At 64.6% G+C, this 23282-nt stretch carries 16 protein-coding genes; 13 read left to right on the top strand and 3 right to left on the bottom strand.

Annotated features, from left to right (window positions below):
• The first annotated feature begins 340 nt into the window (after window positions 1-340).
• Window positions 341-2020, top strand: a complete 1680-nt coding sequence (locus tag EV688_RS04130; RefSeq protein ID WP_162883893.1) for a DUF885 family protein — start codon at window positions 341-343, stop codon at window positions 2018-2020.
• Window positions 2021-2052: 32 nt separating this feature from the next.
• Here the strand turns inward: EV688_RS04130 and EV688_RS04125 are convergent, their stop codons facing one another.
• Together EV688_RS04125 and EV688_RS04120 are read right to left on the bottom strand one after the other, a co-directional pair.
• Window positions 2053-4149, bottom strand: coding sequence for a TonB-dependent receptor plug domain-containing protein (locus EV688_RS04125; protein ID WP_117317476.1), 2097 nt, complete (start codon window positions 4147-4149; stop codon window positions 2053-2055).
• Window positions 4150-4167: 18 nt separating this feature from the next.
• Window positions 4168-7422 (bottom strand): WD40/YVTN/BNR-like repeat-containing protein, encoded by a 3255-nt coding sequence (locus tag EV688_RS04120; protein ID WP_240624341.1) that lies wholly within the window; start codon window positions 7420-7422, stop codon window positions 4168-4170.
• Between the two features lie 166 nt (window positions 7423-7588).
• Here EV688_RS04120 and EV688_RS04115 point away from each other — a divergent pair, with 166 nt between their 5' ends.
• From EV688_RS04115 to EV688_RS04105, 3 genes are all read left to right on the top strand, one after another.
• A complete protein-coding gene (locus EV688_RS04115) occupies window positions 7589-10615 on the top strand; it encodes a WD40/YVTN/BNR-like repeat-containing protein (protein ID WP_205686616.1) in 3027 nt (1008 codons plus the stop codon).
• A gap of 10 nt (window positions 10616-10625) precedes the next feature.
• Window positions 10626-11549 (top strand): ornithine cyclodeaminase family protein, encoded by a 924-nt coding sequence (locus tag EV688_RS04110; RefSeq protein ID WP_117317480.1) that lies wholly within the window; start codon window positions 10626-10628, stop codon window positions 11547-11549.
• Window positions 11550-11744: 195 nt separating this feature from the next.
• Window positions 11745-12587, top strand: coding sequence for a sugar phosphate isomerase/epimerase family protein (locus EV688_RS04105; protein WP_117317482.1), 843 nt, complete (start codon window positions 11745-11747; stop codon window positions 12585-12587).
• A 55-nt stretch (window positions 12588-12642) separates the two neighbouring features.
• On the opposite strand, the gene EV688_RS04100 is transcribed toward EV688_RS04105, so the two are convergent.
• Window positions 12643-13410: an SDR family NAD(P)-dependent oxidoreductase gene (locus EV688_RS04100; RefSeq protein WP_117317484.1), complete on the bottom strand. Its 768-nt coding sequence runs from the start codon at window positions 13408-13410 to the stop codon at window positions 12643-12645.
• 68 nt (window positions 13411-13478) lie between these two features.
• Between EV688_RS04100 and EV688_RS04095 the strand changes: the two genes are divergently transcribed.
• The 9 genes from EV688_RS04095 to EV688_RS04055 all read left to right on the top strand — a co-directional run bounded on the left by EV688_RS04095 (window position 13479) and on the right by EV688_RS04055 (window position 23102).
• Window positions 13479-15170 carry a 2Fe-2S iron-sulfur cluster-binding protein gene (locus tag EV688_RS04095; RefSeq protein WP_117317486.1) on the top strand — a complete coding sequence of 564 codons (1692 nt, stop codon included), beginning with the start codon at window positions 13479-13481 and terminating at the stop codon, window positions 15168-15170.
• Window positions 15157-16281: an NAD(P)/FAD-dependent oxidoreductase gene (locus tag EV688_RS04090; RefSeq protein WP_162883894.1), complete on the top strand. Its 1125-nt coding sequence runs from the start codon at window positions 15157-15159 to the stop codon at window positions 16279-16281. The genes EV688_RS04095 and EV688_RS04090 overlap by 14 nt, the downstream gene beginning before the upstream one ends.
• Window positions 16282-16382: 101 nt before the next feature.
• On the top strand, window positions 16383-17717 hold the full coding sequence (locus EV688_RS04085; protein ID WP_117317490.1) for an ABC transporter substrate-binding protein: 1335 nt from the start codon (window positions 16383-16385) through the stop codon (window positions 17715-17717).
• 75 nt (window positions 17718-17792) lie between these two features.
• Complete coding sequence (locus tag EV688_RS04080) at window positions 17793-18692, top strand: carbohydrate ABC transporter permease (RefSeq protein WP_117317492.1); 900 nt, start codon at window positions 17793-17795, stop codon at window positions 18690-18692.
• Window positions 18689-19510, top strand: coding sequence for a carbohydrate ABC transporter permease (locus EV688_RS04075; RefSeq protein WP_117317494.1), 822 nt, complete (start codon window positions 18689-18691; stop codon window positions 19508-19510). Before EV688_RS04080 ends, EV688_RS04075 begins: the two co-directional genes overlap by 4 nt.
• A gap of 6 nt (window positions 19511-19516) precedes the next feature.
• Entirely contained in the window at window positions 19517-20596 is a 1080-nt protein-coding gene (locus EV688_RS04070; protein ID WP_117317496.1) for an ABC transporter ATP-binding protein, read from the top strand.
• Window positions 20597-20642: 46 nt separating this feature from the next.
• Complete coding sequence (locus EV688_RS04065) at window positions 20643-21572, top strand: dihydrodipicolinate synthase family protein (protein ID WP_162883895.1); 930 nt, start codon at window positions 20643-20645, stop codon at window positions 21570-21572.
• Between the two features lie 49 nt (window positions 21573-21621).
• The gene (locus EV688_RS04060; RefSeq protein WP_117317500.1) at window positions 21622-22407 is read left to right on the top strand and encodes an SDR family oxidoreductase; all 786 of its coding nucleotides are present in this window, start codon (window positions 21622-21624) and stop codon (window positions 22405-22407) included.
• The gene (locus EV688_RS04055) at window positions 22407-23102 is read left to right on the top strand and encodes an SDR family NAD(P)-dependent oxidoreductase (RefSeq protein ID WP_117317502.1); all 696 of its coding nucleotides are present in this window, start codon (window positions 22407-22409) and stop codon (window positions 23100-23102) included. The genes EV688_RS04060 and EV688_RS04055 overlap by 1 nt, the downstream gene beginning before the upstream one ends.
• The last annotated feature ends 180 nt before the right edge of the window (window positions 23103-23282 follow it).

Here is a 23282-nt window from a genome sequence, read left to right as displayed (position 1 = left end):
TAGTGTTGTTGTCCGAGCGTTGCCACCGTGTCCTGCGGGACAGCGTCCGCCACGACGGCGCCCGACAGGCCATTTGCCGCGGAACACGATGCAACGTGGACGGCGCAGGTGTTGACACCCGTCGTCCGTACACGTGTTCGTTTGAGTATACCCTTCCTGTTCGCGGCAGGGCCACCCCGTGTGTATGCACCAGCGAACTGGCGAGGCTCCCGCGCACAACTGTGCGCCAGTCTGGTCACAGCTTCGCGCAATGGGTTAAGCTGATCCCGATTTTCTGATAACGGACAATAATCCCATGCCCCAGCCTATGCACCCTCGTCTTGTCATGAATTCTCGCCCTGTGGCGTTCGCGCTACTGCTGTTGCTGCTTGTCGCCGCCGGCGCGTTGCCGGGCCCGTCGGCGCAGGCCGCGGATGACGCTGCCTCAGCCGACGCCGCGCTGGTTTCGGCAGCAGAACGCTTTTTCGCCGTCAGCACGCCCGAGCGCGCCGAGGCGGAGTATCAGGCGGCCCTCGACGAGTACAAAGCCGTGCGGACGGCGCTGGAGGCCATCGATGAGGATGCGCTGTCGCTGGACGATCAGGTCGACCACGCCCTGCTCATGGCTGAGGTCCGGAGCCGGATTTTCGAGATCGAGACAGTCAGGCTGTATACCCTGCACCCGGCATCCTATTTCGCCCTGGGCAGAACCAATCGCCTGTTTGTGCGGCCCGGGGCCATTCCGGATGCCGGCGTGCGGGACGCGGTGGCAGAGCTGAAGCGCCTGCCGACCATCCTGGAAAATGCCGAGCGCAATCTGGAGCGACCGGCCCGGGTCTGGACGGAAAATGCCCTTTATGAGGCCTATTATGCCCATATGCTGCTGCGCGATACCGTGCCCGATGCCCCGGTAGACGATCCTGCCCTGAAAGAGGAACTGCTCGCCGCGGCGAAGACCGCGGATGACGCAGTCTCGCGCTACGAGCGCTTCCTGGAGGAGGAACTGCTGCCTCGCTCCGATCGCTCGCCCGCCTGGGATCCCGACTGGATCGAGTACCTGCAGTTCACCAAGGAGGAGCTCACCGACTGGCCGATCACACGCATGCTCGAGTTTGCCGATCGGGACATCAAGGAGACGCGCGCAGCCATGGAAGCCCTGGCGAAACGCATCCATCCCTCAGGCGATCTGCGCACCGTGTGGGACGTTATGCTGGAAGAGGCCCCCGCCTGGCCCGAAGTGCTGCCCATGGCCCAGCGCTACGTCGATATCGCCTCCGACTGGCTGCGGGATGAGGGCCGCCACGTCATCACCATTCCCGATTACATCGACTACGGCGCGCGCATCAGCCCGCCCATGTCGCGCCGCATCCTGTCCTTTGGTGGCGCCACCCGGGGCCCGGACGTCGCCGGCCGCCAATCCGGCTACTACATCATCACGCCCCTGGAAGACCGGCTCACCGAGGAAGAGGCGGCCAGCCGCATCCGCTCCTACAACCCCTACTGGACCCACGTGATCTCCTACCACGAGTGGCTGGGCCACAACGTGCAGATCGCCGCAGCCCGCGAGCACGTCGACAGCCGCATTCGCCGCGGCCTGTCCACCGGCTACTTCAGCCAGGCCTGGTCGTTCTACCTGGAGAAGCTGCTGGAAGACGAGGGCTACTTCGAGGACCGCTTCAGCCACGTCGCCGCGCTCAAGCACCGCATGGGCCGCCTGCAGATGCGCCAGTGGCGCAACGTGCGCATCACCACCAAGCTGCGCATGGCCCAGGGCGAAATGAGCTTTGACGAGGCAGTCGATGTCTATATCAACGAGATCGGCATGGAGCCGACCAACGCGTTCATCGAAGTTCAGCGGGATTCACAGACGCCACACCCCCCCGGAAAGGAAATCATCGGCGAGCAGAAGGTGCTGGAACTGCGTGAGGAATACCGGCGCCGCATGGGTGAGCACTACCAGCTGCGCAACTTCAACGACACGCTGCTCACCTACGGTGACCTGACCTTCAAGCAGATCCGGCGTCTGATGTTCCGCGACTAGCCGGGCGTATCCACGAGGTCAGGGGGCATCCGCTAGATCAGGGGAGCCTCCAGCGACAGCGTCAGGCCACGGCCTGGCGCGTCAAGGCCAGAGCCGTGTTCGCGGTAGCGCTTGTCGAGCAGGTTGTCCACGCCGACCAGCACTTCCCAGCGCTCGCCCAGGCTGCGACGTGCGCGCACGTTAAGCAGGCCCCAGCCCGATGTCCCCGTCGGATCAATCCGCGGGTCGCGCACATCCCGGGAGCTCAGGCGGGTCTGCGCCGCCGCGCCACTGAGGGTAGTCACAAGCTCCCAGGGCCCGGCGTCGCGCCAGGCCAGCTGCAGCCGTCCGTTCAATGGCGGAATGCGGTCGCCCGGCTCGGTGAACCCCTCCTCGGGCTGGTCTTCCGCCCACACCCAGTTCAGCGTGCCGCGCAGCTGCCACTGGTCGCCCAGATCCCGGCTGAAACCCAGCTCAAAGCCGTACAGCATCGAACTGCCAAGATTCTCGCTGGTAAAGATTTCCCGGCCGTCCGCCGTGAACTCCCCCGTGGCGAGACTGCTGATGCGATCGCTGTAATCCATGTAGAACATATAGGCCTGCAAACTGCCGCGTTCCGTGACCCAGTCGAGACCGGCGTCATAACTGCTCACCGTCTCTGCGGCGAGGTTGCGATTGGGCGCGTTGAAGCGGTTGCCGGGGCGCGGCCCAAGCGCAGAGAGATCGAACACATTCGGGGCGCGGTACGCCTCGCCCGCATTGACCAGCAAGGACAGCCCATTACCCAGCGACTGACGCAAGCCCAACTGCAGCGTCGTCTTGCGCGGCTCCAGCGATGCGGCGGGAAGCGCCTGCGTCGCCGGGAGATCAATCCGGTAGCGACTGAAGCGAGCGCCGAGCTCGAACTCGGTGCCCGGACGCGGGGTAAAATGCTGCTGCAGAAAAACGCCGAGGGTGTCCATCGAGGCACCGTCGGGAAAGCGGGCGGCAGTGGGCTGAAAAGCCTGATCACCCACGCGCTCTGCCCGCGTGCTGCTGACTCTGTCGGTGGCGACATCCAGCCCGTACTGCGTGCGTGCACGCGGCGACCAGCGCTTGTTGAATACCGCCGCCAGCGTATACAGATCGCTGCTGTTGCGCTCCCGGGTCAGCACGTCAGACCCGAACGGGCGGGTCGCCCGGTCATCGCGTATGCGTTGCCAGCCAAGTTGAATGCGCCCGGAGTCGGCCCAGCCAACGTCCATGGCCGGGTCCCAGGCAAGGCCGATAAAGTCACGCTGATTGGGCGCAAAATCAAAGCGCGCCGACGACGGTTCAGTCTGACCGAAGCCCGGCACCAGTTCATCGATACGCGGGGTACTCGGCTGCCGCATGTGCTGCACGAAAACATGCAGTTCATGGCCCGACGCCGATTCATGGCGCGTGCGCAGGCTCAGCCCGTGGCTGCGATAGCCGCTGTTGGCAATGCGATCGCCACCACCCACGCGGCGCGACCCGATGTCACTGGCCATGATGCTCAGTTCGCCAGCGTCAGCCGAGCCGCCCCAGGCCAGTCCGAGCTCGCTCAGGGTTGCCGCGCTGTTTCCCATCCACGCCAGGCGCCCGAACGGCGTCAGTGAACGGTCGAAGGCCGGCTCCAGACTCAGCTGCTGAACCGCCCCTCCCATGGCATCGCTGCCGTAGGCCACCGAGGCCGCGCCCCGAACCAGTTCCATGCGCTGCGGACCGGCGGTCGGCACCAGCGCCATGTACTGATTGGGTGCGCTGCGATAGATCGCGTTATTCAGGCGAAAACCATCCACCAGGTGCAGGACCTGCGAGCCGCGCAGACCGCGAACGATCGGTGTGCTCTGCCCCGGAGTGGTCTGCTGCACGAAGGCGCCGGGCACGCCGCGCAGCATGTCCGCCGACAGCAGCGGCACCGACTCGGTCGCATTCCGCTCGCTGACCGAACTCAGCGCCGCCGTGGTTTCACCAGCCGCTGTCGGCAGACGCTGCCCGGTCACCACCACCGTTTCCAGCACCGGCTGGGAAGCCGACGGCTGGGCGGCCACTGGCGGAACCGGCAGACAGAAGCCGACGGCCACCGACAGCTGAAAAAAGAAAACGGCGCGTGGGCAGGCCCGACGCGCCGCGAAGGCTATGGACATGATCAGTCCTCTGGCAAGTCAGTCCTCAGGTATTGTCTGTCCCCGTCCCCAGGGTGCGCCACGCTCCAGCAGCGCCTCCCGCAGCTCGGGCAGATCTTCCGTGAGAATGCTGTTCAGCCGATCGCGGATTGGGGCAAAGGCCTCCGCCGCATACTGCAGGCTTCGCTCATGTGCGGGCGTGGGGCCATAGGTCGAACCGGCGACCCCCGCCGTTGCGTGCATCAGCCAGTTGCCGACCCGGTGAATCTCGTAGTCGCCAACCTCCTGCTTCGACCGGTGCCCGGAGAGTGCCTGATCCAGGTCGTAAAGCTCCTGCCGCAGCGTGTGCAGACGCTCGTCCAGCTCGCCCGGTACCCGGGCCGTAGCCGCCAGCATGGACTGCATGACCTCCACGTCTTCAACGGCATCTTCCAGCGCGTAGCGAGCCGCGCTGAAGCGACCGGACAGCGCCGACAGCGCTTTCCAGAAGGCGTCAACCTCCTCCAGCGCCGCACCCTGCAGTGCACCTTCATGCAGGCGCCTGACGGTGACGGTCACCGGATCTGCCAGGCTGCGCGTCCTGCCGTCCCTGAGCAACACCAGCTCCGCGGTGTAATCGCCCGGCATGGCGAGGAAGCCTCTGGGTGGCTGGCCCTGCCAGTTCGGCGGTGTCTCCACGGCACCGCTGTAAGGATGACGGAGATCCCAGGCCACTCGCTGGAAGCCCTTTTCCGCAGGGGCATCGACACGGCGGATGACCTGGTCGTTGGCATCGCGGATGACCAGCTTCAGCGCCGGTGCCGCTTCACGCCGTTCGGCCTCTACCGCGTCCCAGCCGACAAAACCGACGTTCTGACCCTTATCGAGACGTGCTTTCTCATCCTGCTGTCGCTGTGCTTCAAGGGTGCTGAAGCCCTCCGCGAGGTGATAGGTAAATACCGCGCCAAACGGTGGGTTGTCCGCGGCATAGAGACCGTCGCCCTGACTTCCCAGCCGACGGGCCCCCATGACGCTGCGTTCCACGTACCACCAGGCATCGCGCGGCTCGAACAGGCTGGCTTCGGCGGCCAGGGTTTCGGCGTCCAGATCGCGCAGCGCACTGTAGTCGTCGAGAACGTAGATACCGCGACCAAAGGTGCCGGCAACCAGGTCATTCTCGCGTCGCTGGATCTGCAGATCTCGCACCCCGATGGTCGGTGCATTGCTCCAGAGCTTGTGCCAGCTGTCGCCGGCGTCCAGGGTGAAGAAGACGCCGAACTCGGTGCCGGCAAACAGCAGGTCGGCGCGCTCGTGGTCCTGCACCATGCGCCAGACCAGGTGCCGGTCCGGCAGCCCGTCGCCAATGTTCTTCCAGCTGCGACCGCGATTGCGGCTCACCAGCAGGTAAGGCTTGAAGTCACCGTACTTGTGGTTGTCGAGCGCGACATAGACGGTATCCGCATCGTGCAGATCGGCGCGGATGTCGTTCACGAACGCAGTTGCCGGGACACCGGGCAGCTTGCCCACTTCCAGCGCGCGCCAGCTGTCTCCGCCATTCTCGGACACCTGGATCATGCCATCGTCGGTGCCGGCATACAGGAGACCTTCCACGAGAGGAGACTCTGCCAGCGAGGTGATGGTGTTGTAGTCGGACATGGCATACATGTCCCAGGGTGCATCCCAGCTCCACTGGCGGTCCATCAGGGGCAGGCGCATACGATCCTGGTTGCGCGTGAGATCCCCGGAAATTGCCGTCCAGTCATTGCCGCGGTCCTCGGAGCGCCAGACGCGCTGTGAGGCAAAATACAGGCGGGTCGGGTTGTGCGGGCTGACCAGTATCGGCGAGTCCCAGTTGTAGCGCTCTGCCGGGTCGCCGGGGGCAGGCTGCGGCTTGATGTAGACCGACTCGCCGGTCGTGAGATCCAGGCGCGTCAGGTTGCCCTGCTGCCACTGGGCGTAGGCAATGTCGGGATTGCCCGGTTCCGTGGCCGGCTGGTGGCCATCGCCACCGAGCACCACGCGCCAGTCGGAATTCAGAATGCCGTGGACATTGTCCGTACGTGATGGGCCACGCTGCGTGCTGTTGTCCTGGGTTCCGCCGTAAATGTTGTAGAAGGGCTCGGCATCATCCAGCGCCAGCTTGTAGAACTGCGTGATCGGAAGGTTGGCCATGTAGCGCCACTTTTCGCCGAGATCGAAGCTCTCGTACAGGCCACCGTCCGTGCCCATCATGAGGTAGTCGGGATCTGTCGGGTGGAAGTTGATGGAGTGCATGTCGCCGTGCTGGAACGGCGTGATCTGGGGAGTGAAGGTCTTGCCGCCATCCTTGGACACCTGCACGTTGGGTCCGACCAGATACAGCCAGTCGTGATGATGGGGGCTGGCGTAAAGCTCCTGGTAATAATGCGGCCCGGTGCCGCCACCGACGGCATCGGCGCCGCGCTCCCAGGACGCACCGCGATTCGCCGAGCGGAACACGGCACCCTCGCGGCGGTTCAGCTCCAGTGCGGCGTAGACCACGTCGGGATCGGTCGCGGAAATGGCCAGGCCGATCTTGCCGATATTGCCGTCGGGGAGGCCGTTCTCGAGTTTCTGCCAACTGCGGCCGCCGTCCAGGGAGCGGTGGACGCCCGACTCGGGACCACCACCCATGTAGGCAGCCACCGTGCGATGATGCTGCCACGTTGCGGCGTAGAGCACGTCCGGGTCGCGCGGATCCATGATCACATCGGTGACCCCGGTCCACTCGTCGTCACCCAGCGTTTTCTCCCAGGTCTCGCCGCCATCGGTGCTCAGGAAAAGCCCGCGGTCACCCCCCTTGCTCCAGAGCGGTCCCTGCGAGGCGACCCAGACGGTGTTCGAATCTTCGGGGTGAACGATGACCTTCGAGATGTGCTCGGAATTCTTCAGGCCCATGTTGGTCCAGCTGTGGCCGCCGTCGTCCGAACGGTATACGCCGTCACCGTAGGCGACGTGGCGGCCACCGACATTCTCGCCGGTACCCACCCAGACGATTTCCGGGTTGGAGGGATCCAGGGTCACGGAGCCGATGGAATAGGAGGTCTGCTGGTCGAAGATGGGCGTCCAGGTGACACCGGCGTTGACCGTTTTCCAGACGCCGCCGGAGCCGACGGCAACGTACCAGACGCTGTTGTCATCCGGATGCCAGGCAACATCCGCAATGCGGCCGGACATGAAGGCCGGGCCGATGTTGCGCCACTCCAGACCGCTGAAATCGGGACCCTCCGCAGACTCATCGGCGATAACCGCCCGACCACCGAACCCCAGGCCGGCGAACAGCAGCACAGCCGCCATACAGGACATCCATCGTTGCATCTGGCACCTCGTTGTCAGTCTTCGAAAATCGTTACTGAGGCCGGAGTGTACGCAATTTTTCCCGTGTGGTCAGGTCCCGCCGGGACCTGACCCCGGCGGTGGTACACTCCAAGCCTCCACGTTCAGGAAAGTGACAACCAAGCCCATGCGTCTACCCACGTTTGCCGCCCTTCTTTGTCTTTTCGTCGCGCACGCCGCCACGGGCGACCCGACCCGGGAGCAGATCGCCCTGCGCAGCATCGGCCCGGCGGGGATGAGTGGCCGCATTACCGCCATCGATGTCGTCCCGTCCGACAAGACTGTCTGGTACATCGGCGCGGCATCCGGCGGCCTGTGGAAAACGACCAATGCCGGCATCACCTTCGAGCCGGTTTTCGACCGGCAGCCGACGCAGGCCATCGGCGCGGTCGCCGTGGCGCCTTCCAACCCCGACGTGGTGTATGTCGGCAGCGGCGAGGGCAATCCACGCAACTCGCAGTCCAGTGGCAACGGCATTTACAAAAGCACAGATGGCGGCAGCACGTGGCGACACCTGGGCCTGGAGCAGAGCCGCAACGTCTACCGGATGATCGTGCACCCGAAAAATGAACAGATCGTCTGGGCCGGCATACTCGGCGACCCCTTCCGCGATAGTGAGATACGCGGGTTGTACAAGTCCACCGACGGCGGCGAGAGCTGGACGAGAGTGCTCTACAGCAATGCCAGCAGCGGTATCGCCGAGCTGGTCATGGACCCGGAAAACCCCGACAGACTCATGGCCGCGCTGTGGGAGTTCCGTCGCAGCCCCTGGGACTTTGTCTCGGGGGGTGAGGGCTCGGGGCTCTTTATCAGCGACGATGGCGGTGACACCTGGAAGGAGCTTGACGACGCCATCGGCCTGCCGGAGAAGCCCTATGGCAGGATCGGGCTGGCCATCGCGCCGTCCAATACCCAGCGCCTCTATGCGCTGATCGAATCCGCAAAAAACGCCCTGTACCGCTCGGAGGACGGCGGCGAAAGCTGGGAAAGCATAAACACCGACACCATCGGCAGCCGACCCTTCTATTTTTCCCAGATCCATGTCGACAGCCACAACGCAGACCGGGTCTACAATCTGTATTCCCGGCTCGCGCGATCCGAGAACGCCGGCGAGGACTTCGAGGTTATTGAAGACTGGGGCCGCAAGGTCCACGCCGACCACCACGCTTTCTGGATCGACCCGGACGATCCCGACTTCATCATCGACGGTACCGATGGTGGCCTGTACTGGACCCGGGACCGGGGCGAGAACTGGCGCTTTGCCGAGAACCTGCCCCTGGGGCAGTTCTACCACATCACCCTCGATGATGCGCTGCCTTACAACGTGTACGGTGGCCTGCAGGACAACGGCACCTGGTATGGGCCCAGCGAGGTCTGGAACCGCTCGGGAATCCGCAACAGCTACTGGCGTGAACTGGCCTTCAACGACGGCTTCGACGTCGTGCTGGATCAGGCTGAGAGCGATATCGTCTACGCGCTCTGGCAGGGCGGCATGCTGGTGCGGGTTAACAAACGCAGCGGACAGCGCAAGACCATCATGCCGGTCGAGCCGGACCGGGAGCTGCGCTTCAACTGGAACAGCGCCATCGCTGCCGACCCCTTTCAGCCCGGCACTCTGTATATCGGCAGCCAGTTCGTTCACAGAAGCGACGATCGCGGCAACACCTGGCGCATCATCAGCCCGGACCTGACCACCAACAATCCGGACAAGCAGCAACAGCTCCTGTCCGGCGGGCTCTCCGTCGACGCCACCACCGCCGAGAATCACACAACCCTCACCGTTATCGCACCGAGCCACATGGAAGAGGGCGTGATCTGGGTGGGCTCGGACGATGGCCGCCTGCACCTGACGCGGGACGGTGGCAATAGCTGGCAGGACCTCACCGTCAATCTCGCCGACGCCCCGGCACAGGGGTGGATCAGGCGCATTGTTCCGTCGGCGCAGGATGCCGAGAGCGCCTTCGTGGTAATCGACAATCACCTGCAGGGCGACTGGTCCCCCTATGTGTTCCAGACCACCAACGCCGGGCGCACCTGGACCAACCTCCTCGCCGATCAGGGCATCCCGTCCTACGCGCTGTCATTTGTCCAGGACCCGACGGAGCCGAAGCTGATGTTTGTCGGCACCGAATTCGGCCTGTACTACTCCCTGGACGCCGGCGACAGCTGGTCTCAGTGGACCCGCGGCTACCCGTCTGTCTCGACCATGGATATGCAGATCCAGGCCCGGGAACGCGATCTGGTGCTGGGCACTTTCGGCCGCAGCATCTGGGTGCTGGATGACCTGCAGCCCTGGCGGGCACTGGCCGCAGATCCGTCGCTGCGCAGTGAGGCGCTGCACGTATTTCCGCCCGCCGACACCGTTCAGCCGGTGATTGACCAGGCGCCCGGGCAACGCCTGTCCCCGGACCACCTGTTTGCCGGCGACAACAATGCGCGACAGGCGCTGATCAGCTTCTGGGTGAACGACCCGACGGTGGAAAGCGTCACGATCCGGGTGGAGGTGGCCGGCAGGACGCTACGCGAGTGGCGGGCGCCCGCCACACAGGGTATGAACCGGACCCACTGGGATCTGCAGCTGGACGGCGAGGAAATCTATGGCCCGCTGATGAGCCCTGATCTGGAGATGCCGCTGGCTGCACCGGGCGACTACCGCGTCATTGTCAGTGCCGGCGATAGCGAGGTACGGACGGGACTGACCCTGCTGTCGGATCCGCGTGTGGCCTACGACCCTGATGTCTATGCCAGGAACCTGGCGTTCCGACAGAGCCTGGAGTCGCTGCAGCAGCAAATGAAGGATGTGGAGGCGTCGCTGGACTGCATTGAGGCGCAGCTTCCCGAAGCCGGCAATGCCTTCCCGCCAGGCCGGATCGCAGCTTTCGGCAAAGCCATCGACGACGTCTGGGCACTCATCGGGTTCCGCGACACCCAGGGTGCGATCAGCAGTTCTCCGCGCTTGTCCCACCAGCTGGCAAAGGCGTTCTATTTCACGCATTCTCCGTACGAGGCACTGACCAAGAACGACAGGTCGCTGCTGAGAGCGCTGCAGGACCAGACCCGGGATCTGGTCGACACATTCAATCGCCGGATAAGAACACCATTCCTGGACGAGTCAGATATGTCTGACAGCTGCCCGCGGCGGGCAAACGACTGACGGAGGCAGCATGACAACTCCCGTGATTGGCCCCGATATCGAGAAACAGCTGCGCTGGGCCGACGTCCTCGACGCCCTGGAGGCGGGGCACCGGATGCCCAGGGCAGAAATTGCGGACAGCTTCCTGTATCGCGGCGCAGACACCCTGCTGTCGCGGGCGGCGTGGATCAATGGCATGGGCTCGCTGGTCAAGACGGCCCTGGTTTTTCGCGACAACCGGGCCCGGGGATTGCCGAATGTGAATGGCGGAGTCTCGCTGTTTTCCGATCAGAGCGGCCTGCTGGAAGCGCTGGTCGACTTTCACCTGGTCACGAAATGGAAAACCGCCGGTGACAGTCTGCTGGCCACGAGCCGGCTCGCGCGGCCGGACAGCCGCGCGATCACGCTGGTCGGTGCAGGCGCCGTGGCTCGCAGCATGCATGCCGCCTACCGCTCACTGTTTCCCGACGCACGCTTCACTGTCTGGAACCGCAGCCCCGACCCGGCCCAGGCAATGGCCCGGGAGCTTCCGAACTGCTCCGCAGCGACGGACCTGCAGGCAGCTGTGACGGACGCCGACATCATCTGCACCGCCACCATGAGCAAGACGCCCATTCTGCAGGGAGACTGGCTGCGCCCGGGGCAGCACATCGATCTGATCGGCGCCTACCGTCCCGACATGCGCGAGGCTGATGACGTCGCCCTGACCCGCGCCGCGCTTTTTGTCGACAGCATCGACACCACGCTGGACCATATCGGCGAACTGAAAGACCCTCTGGCGCGTGGCGTGATCCAGCGGCAGGACATACGCGCCGATTTTTACGGTATCGCGGATGACAGCTTTTCCCGGCCTGCACCCGACGCCATAACGCTGTGCAAGAACGGCGGCGGCGCGCACCTGGATCTGATGGTGAGTCGATACATTCTGGACAAGTGGAGAGCGTCACAGGGCTGAAGCGCGTCTCCCGGATCTCTCCGCCGTCGCAGCGCATTGACGATCGGAAGGCCGCGCCACGATACTCGCTCTGGCCATACAGACGCGCCACGGCCCCTTACCTATTGAACCTCTGACACTGTACGATATAGTAATTATTGTGCGCCAAGTGAACACGGCAGATAACAACCTACCCACGGCAAAAGGACCCCGATAATGAGCCAACTCGATGTGGCAGCCAGCACCTTTCCCTTTCTCTATTCGCACAGCGGTCTGGAGGCTCTCAAGCACCTGCGCGGCCTGGGTTACGACCAGTTCGAACTGCTGATATTTCCGCCCCACTGCTGGCCCCGTGAGCTTAGCGCCGATCAGCGACGCGAATACGTGTCATGGCTGGACGGCGAAGGCGTCAAGGTCACCTCTTTCTGTTATCCCCTGCTAGACAACAATCCCAATGGCGTTGACCGCCTGATGCGCGAGTACACCCTCGATCGCTACCGGGAAGCCATCGACATGGCGGCGGAGTTCAAGTGCCCCTATGTGATCGCGATTCCCGGCCCGGTGAACAGCCTGATCAACCCGCCTCACGAGTGGATGCTGGAGTGGTTCGTCGAGGGCATGAAGGATCTGGTGCAGCACGCCAAAGGCACCGGCGTGCAGCTGCTGCTGGAAAACGTGCCCTTTGCCTTCCTGCCGACCTGCCAGGAACTGAAGGACACGGCGGCACTGATCGGACCGGAAGTCGGTATCAACTTCGACGTGTGCAACAGTGCGTTCATCCGTGAAGACGTACCGGGAATGATTCACCTGCTCGGCGACATGATCAAGAATGTGCACATGTCGGACAGCGGCTACGAGGAATTCAAGCACGACCGGCTGGGCACGGGCATGGTCGAGACGGCGCCGGCGGGCAAGGCGCTGCAGGAGATTGGCTACACGGGTACGACGGTGCTGGAGATCATTACCGACGTGCTGGCGCCAGGCGCCGATCCCGATGCCGATATTGTCGACAGTCATGCGATTCTGGCCGAGAGCAGCTGGAAGGCGCTGAAAGGTTGAGCTCATAAGCTCTCTGGCTCAGCGTCGTAGCCCGGTCGGCGATCTGCGTGGCCCGTTAGTTGCCGAGACCCGCCTCAACCGGCACCACGATGCCGGTTATGCCGGCGGAGGCGTCTGACGCCAGCCAGAGGGCGGCGTTTGCCACCTGCTGGGGCGTGGCGATGGCGCCCAGGGCGGTTTCGGCATCCAGGGTGGCGAGCGCGGTTTCCAGATCGGGACCGCCCTCGGCCTGGCGTCCGACGATGCGCTGCTGAAGTGCCTCGGTGGCGATCGCACCGGGTGCGAGAGCGTTGACACGGATTCCGTGGTGACCGAGGTCCAGTGCTGCGGCGCGCATGATGCCAATAGCCGCGTGCTTCGAGGCGGAGTAGAGAACCTGGCGGGGGTGCGCCTTGTAGCCGTTGATGGAGGCCATCACTACCGCCGAGCCGCGGCCGGAGGCTGCCAGCGCCTCGGCGAAGCCGCCGAGAGTAGCGGCAACCCCCCAGGTATTGATGTTCATGACCCGCTGCCATTCGTCGGCGTCGAGCTCGCCAACCCTGCGCCAGGCTGGCACAACTCCGGCATTGGCAACCACAACATCGACCGACCCTAGATCCGCGGCGAGCCGGCGCTGCGCGTCGAGGCTGTCAGCGGCGCCCAGATCCATCGCCACGGGGTGCCAGGCGGCAGGCAGACCCGCAACCTCGAGAGCCTGCGCAAGATCGATTACCGTAAGGGTCGCCCCGGCAGCCGCCAGGTTCTGTGCGATGGCGAGACCGAGGCCCCGGGCACCGCCGGTGACAACCGCGTGCCGGCCTGTCAGATTCTGTAAGTTTTGCATGGGGTGAGCCCTTTTCTGGAGCGTTGAATGTCTGTATTTTGCAGTACGCTTGTGCGTTATGAGAACAAATGATGTCTGATCCTGTCACTTTTTTCTTCGAGGGCGAAGCGCTGTCAGCGCGAAACGGCCAGTCGCTGGCCGCCGCACTGACGGATGCGGGCCAGCGGGTGTTCCGGCATACCGGCAAGGGCTCACCCCGTGGCGTGTTCTGCGGCATGGGCGTCTGTCAGGACTGCCTGGTAAGCGTTGATGGCCAGCCAAACCAGCGCGCCTGCATGACCCTCGCACGGGACGGGGCCCTGGTGCAGCGCCAGGTTGCGCGGCCGGAACTGGAGAGCAAGGCGGACTTCGACGGGAAGCCGGCACAACCACTTGCCGCGCGCGAACTGACGCCGGATGTGCTGGTGATTGGCGGTGGCGCTGGAGGCCTGAATGCGGCTGCCGTTGCCGCCAGCGCCGGGGCGTCCGTGCTGGTGCTGGATGAGCGCAAGGTTGCCGGTGGGCAGTACTTCAAACAGCCTGCGGCAGACGCCCCGCTGCTCGATGCCCAGCAATCCGACGGTGCGGACCTGCTGGCTGCCGCAAGGGAAGCCGGGGCCGAGTTGCTCGGCGGCGTGGAGATCTGGGGCGCCTTTGCGGGACCGCTGCTTTACGCGGTGGCGCCCGATGGCACCCCTCTGGTCCTGCGCCCGAAACAGCTGATCGTGGCCACAGGCGCCTATGAGCGTCCATGCATGGTGCCCGGCTGGACCCTGCCCGGCGTCATGACCACCGGCGCGGCGCAAACGCTCTGGCGCAGCTATCGCAGCCTGCCGGGCAGGCGGGTCGCCGTCTGCGGTTCCGGACCGCTCAATCTGCAGGTGGCGCTTGAGCTGGCGCGCGGCGGGGCGGAGGTGCGCCTGGTCGCAGAATCCGCTCCCTCACCCCTGAAAAGACCGGCGTCCGCCATGGCGCTGCTGCTGGCGGGGCCGAAGCTGGCTCTTGCGGGCAGCGGTATGCTTCTCGGACTTCGCCGCGCCGGGGTTCCGGTACACTACGATACCGGACTGGCTGCCATCGCAGCCAATACGGATGGCAGTCTGCGCGCCACCTTTCGCCGCAACGGCAGGGAAGAAACCACGGAGCTGGATGCGCTGTGCATGAACGATGGCTTCGAACCCCAGAACGAGATACTGCGCCTGCTTGGGGCCGATATGCACTATGACCCCGCTTTCGGTCACCTGCGCTGCACCCGCACGGACTCCCTGTCGACGTCCGTCGACGGCGTCTACGCCGTGGGCGACTGCTGCGGCCTCGGCGGTGCGCCGGCGGCCGCTGCCGAGGGCAGGATTGCCGGCGCCGCAGCGGCCGCCGCCTGTGGCTTTGCGACCCACGAGGACCTGTGGTCAAGCCGCCAGGCGCTGGCGGGGGCGAGGCGCTTCCAGAAACGGCTCTGGGCACTGCACGACCCGGCGCCGCGCAACCTGGATACCCTGCCCGATGACACGCTTATCTGCCGCTGCGAGGAAGTGACGCTGGGCCAGTTCCGCAATGGCATGGCGGACGACGCAGACCACATCGGCACGGTGAAGCGCGTGACCCGGGTGGGCATGGGCTGCTGCCAGGGGCGCTACTGCGGTCCGGTTGCCGCGCGGCTGGTGGCCAATGCGACCGGCAGGTCACTCACCGACCACAGCTATTTCGCCCCGCGCGTGCCGATCAAGCCCGTCAGCATCGGCACACTCATGGCAACCCAGGAGGCCCTCGATGCCAAAGCCTGAGCTGCTGATCGTCGGCGGCGGCATTACCGGACTGTGCGCCGCCATCAGCGCGGCGCAGCAGGGCGCCCGGGTGACCCTGGTCGACGCCGCGGTGAACGCCGGGACCACCGCCAATGCCGGCAGCCTGCACGTGCAGCTGCAGAGCCGCTTCATGCGGCTGTATCCCGAGCAGGCGCCGAATGTCGAGGCGTCCCTGCCGCTGTATCTCCGGGCCGTTCGGGAATGGGATGCGCTCGAGGCCACCCACGGTCCTTTTGAAATGGTGCGCAAGGGCGGGCTCATGCTTGCCGAAGACGCAGAGCAGCTGGCGTTTCTCGAAACCAAGGCCCGGCGTGAAGCCGACAAGGGTCTGGACGTCGAGATTCTTGACCGCGCGGCGCTGGAGCGCATCGCGCCCTGGCTGGGACCGCAGATAATCGGCGCCGAGCTGTGTCGCGACGAGGGCAAGCTGAACCCACTGGCAGCCAACATCCGCCTGCAAGCGGTGGCACGCAGCCTCGGTGTCAGCCTCGTGCGCGATCGCATTACGTCTCTCTTGATCGGCAGCGACGTGCAGCTGCGGGGTGAAACCGACAGCTACCGGGCAGACCAGGTCATTATCGCCGCGGCCTGGGGCGCCGGAGACCTGGTGAGCGGACTGGGCCTGGCCCTGCCCAGCCGGGCAGAACCCCTGCACATGAATATTACTGAGCCCGCTGCCGCCGGCATCGAACACCTGATCCAGCACGCCGAGCGCTCGATCACCCTGAAGCAGCTGCAATCCGGCCAGATCGTGATCGGCGGCGGCTGGCCGGCGCAGTCACGCGGCAACCATGCGGTGCCAGAAGTGCTGGCAACATCAATGCTGGGCAACGTCGCCCTCGCCGGCAGGCTGGTGCCCGGCATCACCGGGCTGCGGGTCATCCGCACCTGGGCCGGCATGAATACCACGATCGACGGCAAGACAGCCCTGGGAAGGCTGGCGGGGGCGGAGCGCGTGATTGTCGCCGTGCCCGGGGACGCCGGCTACACCCTGGGCCCGCTGGTCGGACGGCTCGCCGCGGAACTCGCCGGCGATGTGCCCGGCGATGTGGATATCGCGCCCTTTTCCCTGGCACGCTTCGCGGCATGACGGCAGAACGGCGCGCCGGGCTTGGGTCGCGCCAGCATTTGTGTTAGTTTCGCACAATAATTCGCACTGTGAACATTCTCCGCTTACGGCGCCTATCCTGCATGCACAATCATCACGACATCGGTGGGGCACACTCACGCCGGACCCTGCTGAAAGCTCTGGTCGCCGGCGCTGCGATCGGCAGTCTGCCGTTGCGGACGCGGGCCCAGCGGGCAGAATTGCGCTGGTGGACACCCCAGGGGGCACCGGCCCAGCTGGATGCCTATCGCTTCCAGATCGCCGCATTTGAGGCGCTGCATCCCGGCGTGACCGTGGTTCTTGAGCCCCTGTCCGACGAGGGCTACGCACCCCAGCTGGCGGCCGCCTTCTCCAGCGGGCAGGTGCCGGACGTGGTGACGCACCTGCCCTCCTTCTCGGTACAGAGCTATTACGCCAAGGGACTGGTGGAGCCCTTCGACGACGTCATCGAGGCCATCGGCCCGGATGACTTCTACCCCGGCGCCAATGACGTTTTCCGGGCGGCGGATGGCCGGCATGTGGCCTGTGGCATCGGCAACTCCGCCGTGAACATTCTCTGGCTGCGCACGGACATCATGCAGCGCGTTGGCCTTGAGCGCGCACCGGAGACCTGGGACGAATTCCGCGATGCGCTGCAGAAGCTCCAGGGGCGTGGCATCTACGGTACGGCCCTGCCCTACGGGCGCAACACGGCGACATCGCTGGTGTTCATCGGCTTCATCCATGGCGCAGGGGGCCAGGTATTCACCCCCGACCTGGAGGTCGCCATCGACAGCGAGGCGACCCGCAACGCACTGGAGTTCTACCGCGAGATCCGTGATTTCAGCCCCATCGGCGCCACCAACTACAGCTGGGGTGAGGGTCTGACCGCCTTCGTCAGCGGCGCCACCGCCACCGGACTGTATACCGGTCGCGTGCTCGCCAACGTCAACGACCAGAACCCCCGTCTCAGCGACCACATTACCTGCGCTCTGTGGCCGACGATGACCCGGGATATCCCGCCCTGGACCTTCAACGATTTCCCCAGCGTGTTCATTCCCGCGCAGTCAGGGAACAAGGATCTCGCCAGGCGACTGGCGGCCTTCCTGTTTGAACCCGAGGGCTACATCCGACAGCTGCATGCCGCACCGGGCCACGTGCTGCCCGTGCTGCAGTCCATCGGCGAGGATCCGCGCTACCGGGATAACGCCATTATCCGCAAATACCGCAAGGAAACGGATCTGATGGCGCAGGCCGCGGCCAACGGCTTCAATCTGGGCTATGAGTCCAGCGCGCACCGCTCCAACGAGAAAGCCGGTGAGGTCATCGCCTCCGGCGCCATTGCCGACATGGTGCAGCGGGTGGTGCTCAACCGGGAAAATGTTGATCGGGTACTGGCCGACACCACCCGCGCAATTGCCGCTGTGATGGCGCGCTGATGGACAGCCGATGCCCCGTCGGCGCCACGCTGCACCACTGATACGACGTTGAACAACGTCAACAGGAGGCCACGCATGTCACGCTCGCCACAGGCTCTGCTGGAGCGCCGCTACGCCCGACTCGGACTGCTGCTGATTGCGCCGACAATCGTCGTTTTCTGCGCGGTGATCGTCTATCCGCTGCTGGCGGCGATCTACCTCAGCCTGTTCCAGCTCTACACCCCGACCCTGGAGGGCAGCTTTGTCGGTATCAGCAATTACCGCGACCTGCTGGCCCGTGGCGAGTTCTGGATATCCTTGCGCAATACACTGGTGTGGACGGTGGGCACCCTCAGCCTGCAGATTGTCCTGGGCATCGGCATGGCACTGATGCTGCACCAGGCCGTGTGGTTCCGCAGCCTTGCGCGCAGCCTGATCCTGTTTCCCTACTTTGTGTCTACCGTGGTTGCCGTTCTGGTATGGCGCTGGCTGTTCAATGACCTCTACGGCATTCTCAACCACATGCTGATCGGCTCGGGCGTGGTCGACATGCCCGTGGATTATCTTGGCAGCATGCCCAATGCCATGATTTCCATGATTCTGGTCGGTGCCTGGAAGTACTTTCCATTTGTCGTGATCGCAGTTCTGGCGCGCCTGCAGACCATTCCCGACGCCCTGTACGAGGCCGCGCGCATCGACGGGGCCGGGCCCATCGCCCGCTTCTTCGACGTCACCCTGCCGCAGCTGCGCGACGTCCTGGTGGTCATCATCCTGCTGCGCGCCATCTGGGATTTCAAGGAGTTCGACCTGATCTTCCTGTTGACCGGCGGCGGTCCGGTGATCAGCACGCAGACACTGCCGCTACTGGTCTACAAGGAAGCCTTCGCCCTCAACCAGATGGGCATGGCCGCGGCCTATGCGGTGGTCATGATGGCGATCATGCTGGTCTTCATGATCGTGTACATCCGCCAGACGCGGGAGAAAGAAGCCTCATGATGCGCCGACTGTTGTTCAACCTCATGGTCTGGAGCGCGGTGCTGATTGTGGCGTTTCCGCTGTTCTGGATGGTCGTGACATCCCTCAAGCCGCAGCTGGAGCTGTGGGCGAGGCCGCCCGCCTTTCTGCCCATTGAGCCCACCGTCGAGCACTACGTGACGCTGCTGCAGGACACCAACTTCCTGGTGTACTTCCGCAACTCCATCTTTCTGTCGACAGCCACTACCCTGGTGGTCATCGGCGTGGCAACGCTGGGTGCCTACAGCCTGGTGCGCTTTACCTACCGGGGTCGCGAGAGCCTGGCGATGCTGGTGCTGTTCACCTACCTGCTACCGTCTGTCGTGCTGATTCTGCCCCTGTACCTGATGATGGTGAAACTCGGGCTGGCCAACACGCTGTTCAGTCTGGTGCTGGCCTATACCACCTTCGCGCTGCCCTATGCCCTGTGGCTGCTGCGATCCTTCATGGCGGGTATTCCGGAGGATCTGGAGTCCGCGGCCCTGGTGGATGGCGCCAGCCGCATGGGCGCGTTCCGCGATGTCATTTTCCCGCAGCTGCTGCCCGGCATTATTTCCACGGCCCTGTTCACCTTCATTCTTTCGTGGAACGAGTATCTGTTTGCGCTGGTGCTGGTGAACTCGGACGCGTCACGGCCGCTCACCACCGGCGTCATGAACATGCTGATCTCCTCGTTCAATATCGAGTGGTCGCTGCTGATGGCGGCGTCAGTCATGATGAGTGTGCCGCTGATCATCGCTTTCGCTTTCCTGCAGAAATACCTGACGCGCGGCTTCGGTGCCGGCGCAGTAAAAGGATAGGTCCTTATGGCGGGTGTCACGTTTTCCAGGGTTCGCAAGGAGTTTGCCGGGTTTCTCGCTGTCGAGGGGCTCGATCTCACCATAGAAGAAGGCGAATTCGTCTCACTGCTGGGGCCCTCGGGCTGCGGCAAAACCACCACGCTGCGCATGCTGGCGGGGCTCGAGTTCCCGACCAGCGGCGAAATCCGCATCGGCGACCGGCTGGTCAACGACGTGCCGCCGGGGCAGCGCGATATCGCCATGGTGTTTCAGTCCTACGCGCTCTACCCGCACATGACCGTGGGTCGCAACATGGAGTACCCGCTGAAAAAACGCGGTCTGCCGAAAGCCGAGCGCAAGGCCAAGGTCGCGAAAGCGGCAGACATGCTGCAGCTCACCGAACTGCTGGACCGTAAGCCGAGCCAGCTCTCCGGAGGGCAGCAGCAGCGGGTGGCACTGGGTAGGGCGCTGGTCCGCGATCCCCAGGTCTTCCTGCTGGACGAGCCGCTGTCCAATCTGGACGCCAAGCTGCGCGGCTACATGCGCGCCGAGCTGGTGGAGCTGCACGCGCGCCTCGGGCGAACCATGGTTTACGTGACCCACGATCAGCTCGAAGCCATGACCATGTCCAACCGCATTGCCATCATGCTGGCCGGCGACCTGCAGCAGTTTGCGCCGCCGCAGGAGGTCTACCGCAGGCCGGCGAACCGCTTTGTCGCCAGCTTTATCGGCACCCCCTCCATGAATCTGATTGACGGCCAGCTGTCGCGCAGCGACGCGGGCTGGCATTTCACCTCACCCGGCCTGACACTGCCCGTGCCCGCACTGAGGGATAGCGCAAAGGCGGGTGATGCCTGCCTCGGCGTGCGGCCCGAGCATGTGCATCTGGGTCATGGCGACCTGCAGGCAAAGGTGCAGCTGGTGGAACAGACGGGGCACGAGAATATCGTCGTGCTGGACGTCGCGGGCGGCAACCGTCTCACCGGGCGCACCCCGTCGTCCCAGGTGCCGCAGATGAGCGAAGCGATCAATTACCGTATCGACAGTGACCAGGTCCATGTTTTCGGTCCCGGCGACACGGGAGCACGGCTCAACGCCGACGGCTGAACCGACCTCGACCCCGATAAACCACAGCAGCCACAGGAGACCCACCTTGAACCGAGACTCAGTGAACTGGCACGGCCCCATGCCAGCGGTCACCACGCCCTTTCGCGACGATCTGTCGCTGGATGAGGAGGCCTTCTTCGCCAATGTCGGGCGCCTGTACGACGCCGGCGCCACCGGCATGGTGGCCGGGGGCTGCACCGGTGAATTCTGGGCGCTGACCCTGCCCGAGCGCGCCAGGCTGGCGCAGTGGGTGGCGACGGCCAGCGCCGGTCGCGGTCCTGCAATCATCGGCACCGGCGCTATCCGGGCGGAGGAAGTTATCGAGCAGATCCACGCGGCGCGCCAGGCGGGCTGCGATGGCGTTCTGGTCATGCCGGCGTTTTTCGCGCACCTTACCGAAGGCGAGATAATCGCGCACTACGAGACCATCGATGCCGCCAGCGTACTGCCGATCATTCTCTACAACATTCCGGGCAATGCCGGCAACGCACTGACGCCGGCCATCGTCGACCGTCTGGCGGACCTCGACAAGGTCGTCGCCGTGAAGGAAAGCTCCGGCAGCTGGACCAATTTCCACGACACCCTCCTGCGGGTGCAGGATCGTATCCGCGTCTTCTGCGGCCCTTCGTCAGTGTACGGCACCGCCGCGGTGCTGGCGGGCGCCGATGGCCTGATCGACTGCTTTCCCAACGTCTGGGCGCCCGGCTGTCTGGACCTGTGGCACACGACAAAAGCCGGTCGCATGGAGCAAGCGTGGGCCCTGCAGCACACCGGCATCCGTCTCACGGAACTGTTCACCGCAGAGGGCCGCACCCTGTATCCCTCGACCAAGGCGATCATGGATATGCTCGGCCTACCCGGGGGAGGCCTGCCACGACCACCGCTGCGCGCGCTGCAAGGCGCCCAGCTCACCTCGCTGCAGGAAGGCTTCCGCTCGATCATGGCCGACACGGGGTCTGACCCTACAGGAGTCTGACCGCCCGGTAGGGTCAGAAGCTTTACCAACCACCACAAGGAGAATTCACATGGATCTGGGAATCAAGGGCAGAAGTGCCATCGTATCGGCCGCCAGTCGCGGTCTCGGCCTCGCCTGCGCGCGCTCGCTGGCGGAAGCCGGTGTCTCACTGACACTCAACGCACGCTCGCCGGAAGCCCTGGAAGAGGCCGGTGCCGCGATTCGTGCCGACTTCGGCGTGGACGTGACCTGCGTTGCCGCGGATTTCAACAGCGCTGAAGGCCGCGCCGCCATTCTTGAAGCCGCCGGCGGCAGCTGCGACATTCTGGTGAACAACCCGGGCAAGCGTCAGGTGCCAACGCCCTACAAGGACATCACATCGGCGGACTGGCGACAGTGGCTGGACGATCACTTCCTGTCCTCCATCGAGATGATCCAGGCCGTTGCGCCGGGCATGCAGGAGCGAGGATTCGGCCGTATCGTCAACATGTCGGTCAGCTTCATCAAGTTCCCGCAGGTCGGCTTTGCCCACAGCCATTCTGCGCGCCTGGCCCTCTCCGGCGCATCGGCGGCCATGGCCCGGGAACTGATCCCGCACAATGTCACCATCAATACCGTCTGCCCCGGCCTGTTTGATACTGACGCCCTGCACACCAACCTGCACGGCCACGCCGAACGCGGCAACACCACCTACGAGGCCATCGTCGAGGACCGCAAGAAGGGCTGCCCGGCAGGTCGCTTTGCCGACCCCAGCGAATGCGGCGATCTGGTGGCCTATATCTGCTCGGCGCAGGCGGGCTTCATGACCGGCCAGAACATCGTCAACGATGGCGGCGTGCACCAGGGACTGTTCTGATGCGCGTTGCCATGATCTCCGGCGCCAGCCGCGGCGTTGGCGCCGCCATCGCGCAGCGCCTGCTGGACGATGGCTGGTCCGTATCGCTGGGGCTTCGGGATACGGCGGCTGCGGCGCAGTTTGCACCGCAGGATCGGGTATTCGCCGCGCATTTCGACGCCAACGAACCGCCGACGGCGGCGGCCTGGGTGGACGCCACGGTCGAGCAATTCGGCCACATTGACGCGCTGATCAACAACGCCGCCATCCTGCGCATGCTGACCCTGGAGGACGGCGATGAGTCCGAGCTGGACGAGCTGTGGGCGGTAAACGTCAAGGCACCCCTGCGCCTGATCCGCGCGGCCCTCCCGCACCTGCGCAAGACCGGCCACGGCCGCGTGATCAACATGGCTTCCACCGATGCCAAGCGCGTGCGCCCCGGCGCGCCCCTGGGATACGTGATGACCAAGCACGCCCTGCACGCCATGACCCAGGCGGTTCGCCTTGAAGCACATGCCGACGGTGTTCGCGCCACGGCGATCTGTCCGGGAGCGATCGATACCGAGATGATTGCGAATCTGCCGGGGGTTACCCCCAAGGAAGAGCGTCTGCAGCCGGAGACCATTGCCAGTATGGTGGCGTTTATTCTGACCCTGCCAAATCAGGCGAATGTGGCGGAGTTTGTGGCCAATACGCGGCTGGAGAGTACGCTTTAGGTCTTCGTGCTTCGCACATCGGCCGCTTGCCGGCGGGAGGGGTTTCGAGACTCGCCGTGAAGCCATCCTTGGCGGCTCGGCGGCGACATCCATGTCGCCGACGGTCTCGAAACCCCTCCCGCCGGCAAGCGGCCTGACTTTGAAGCGGCGTCTGACGCGATCATTGCATGAGTCTATACT

It is taken from the genome of Chromatocurvus halotolerans (assembly GCF_004340525.1).
GTDB lineage: Bacteria > Pseudomonadota > Gammaproteobacteria > Pseudomonadales > Halieaceae > Chromatocurvus > Chromatocurvus halotolerans.
The sequence above is the reverse complement of the archived record's forward strand: the minus strand, read 5'-3'. Positions and strand labels throughout refer to the sequence as shown.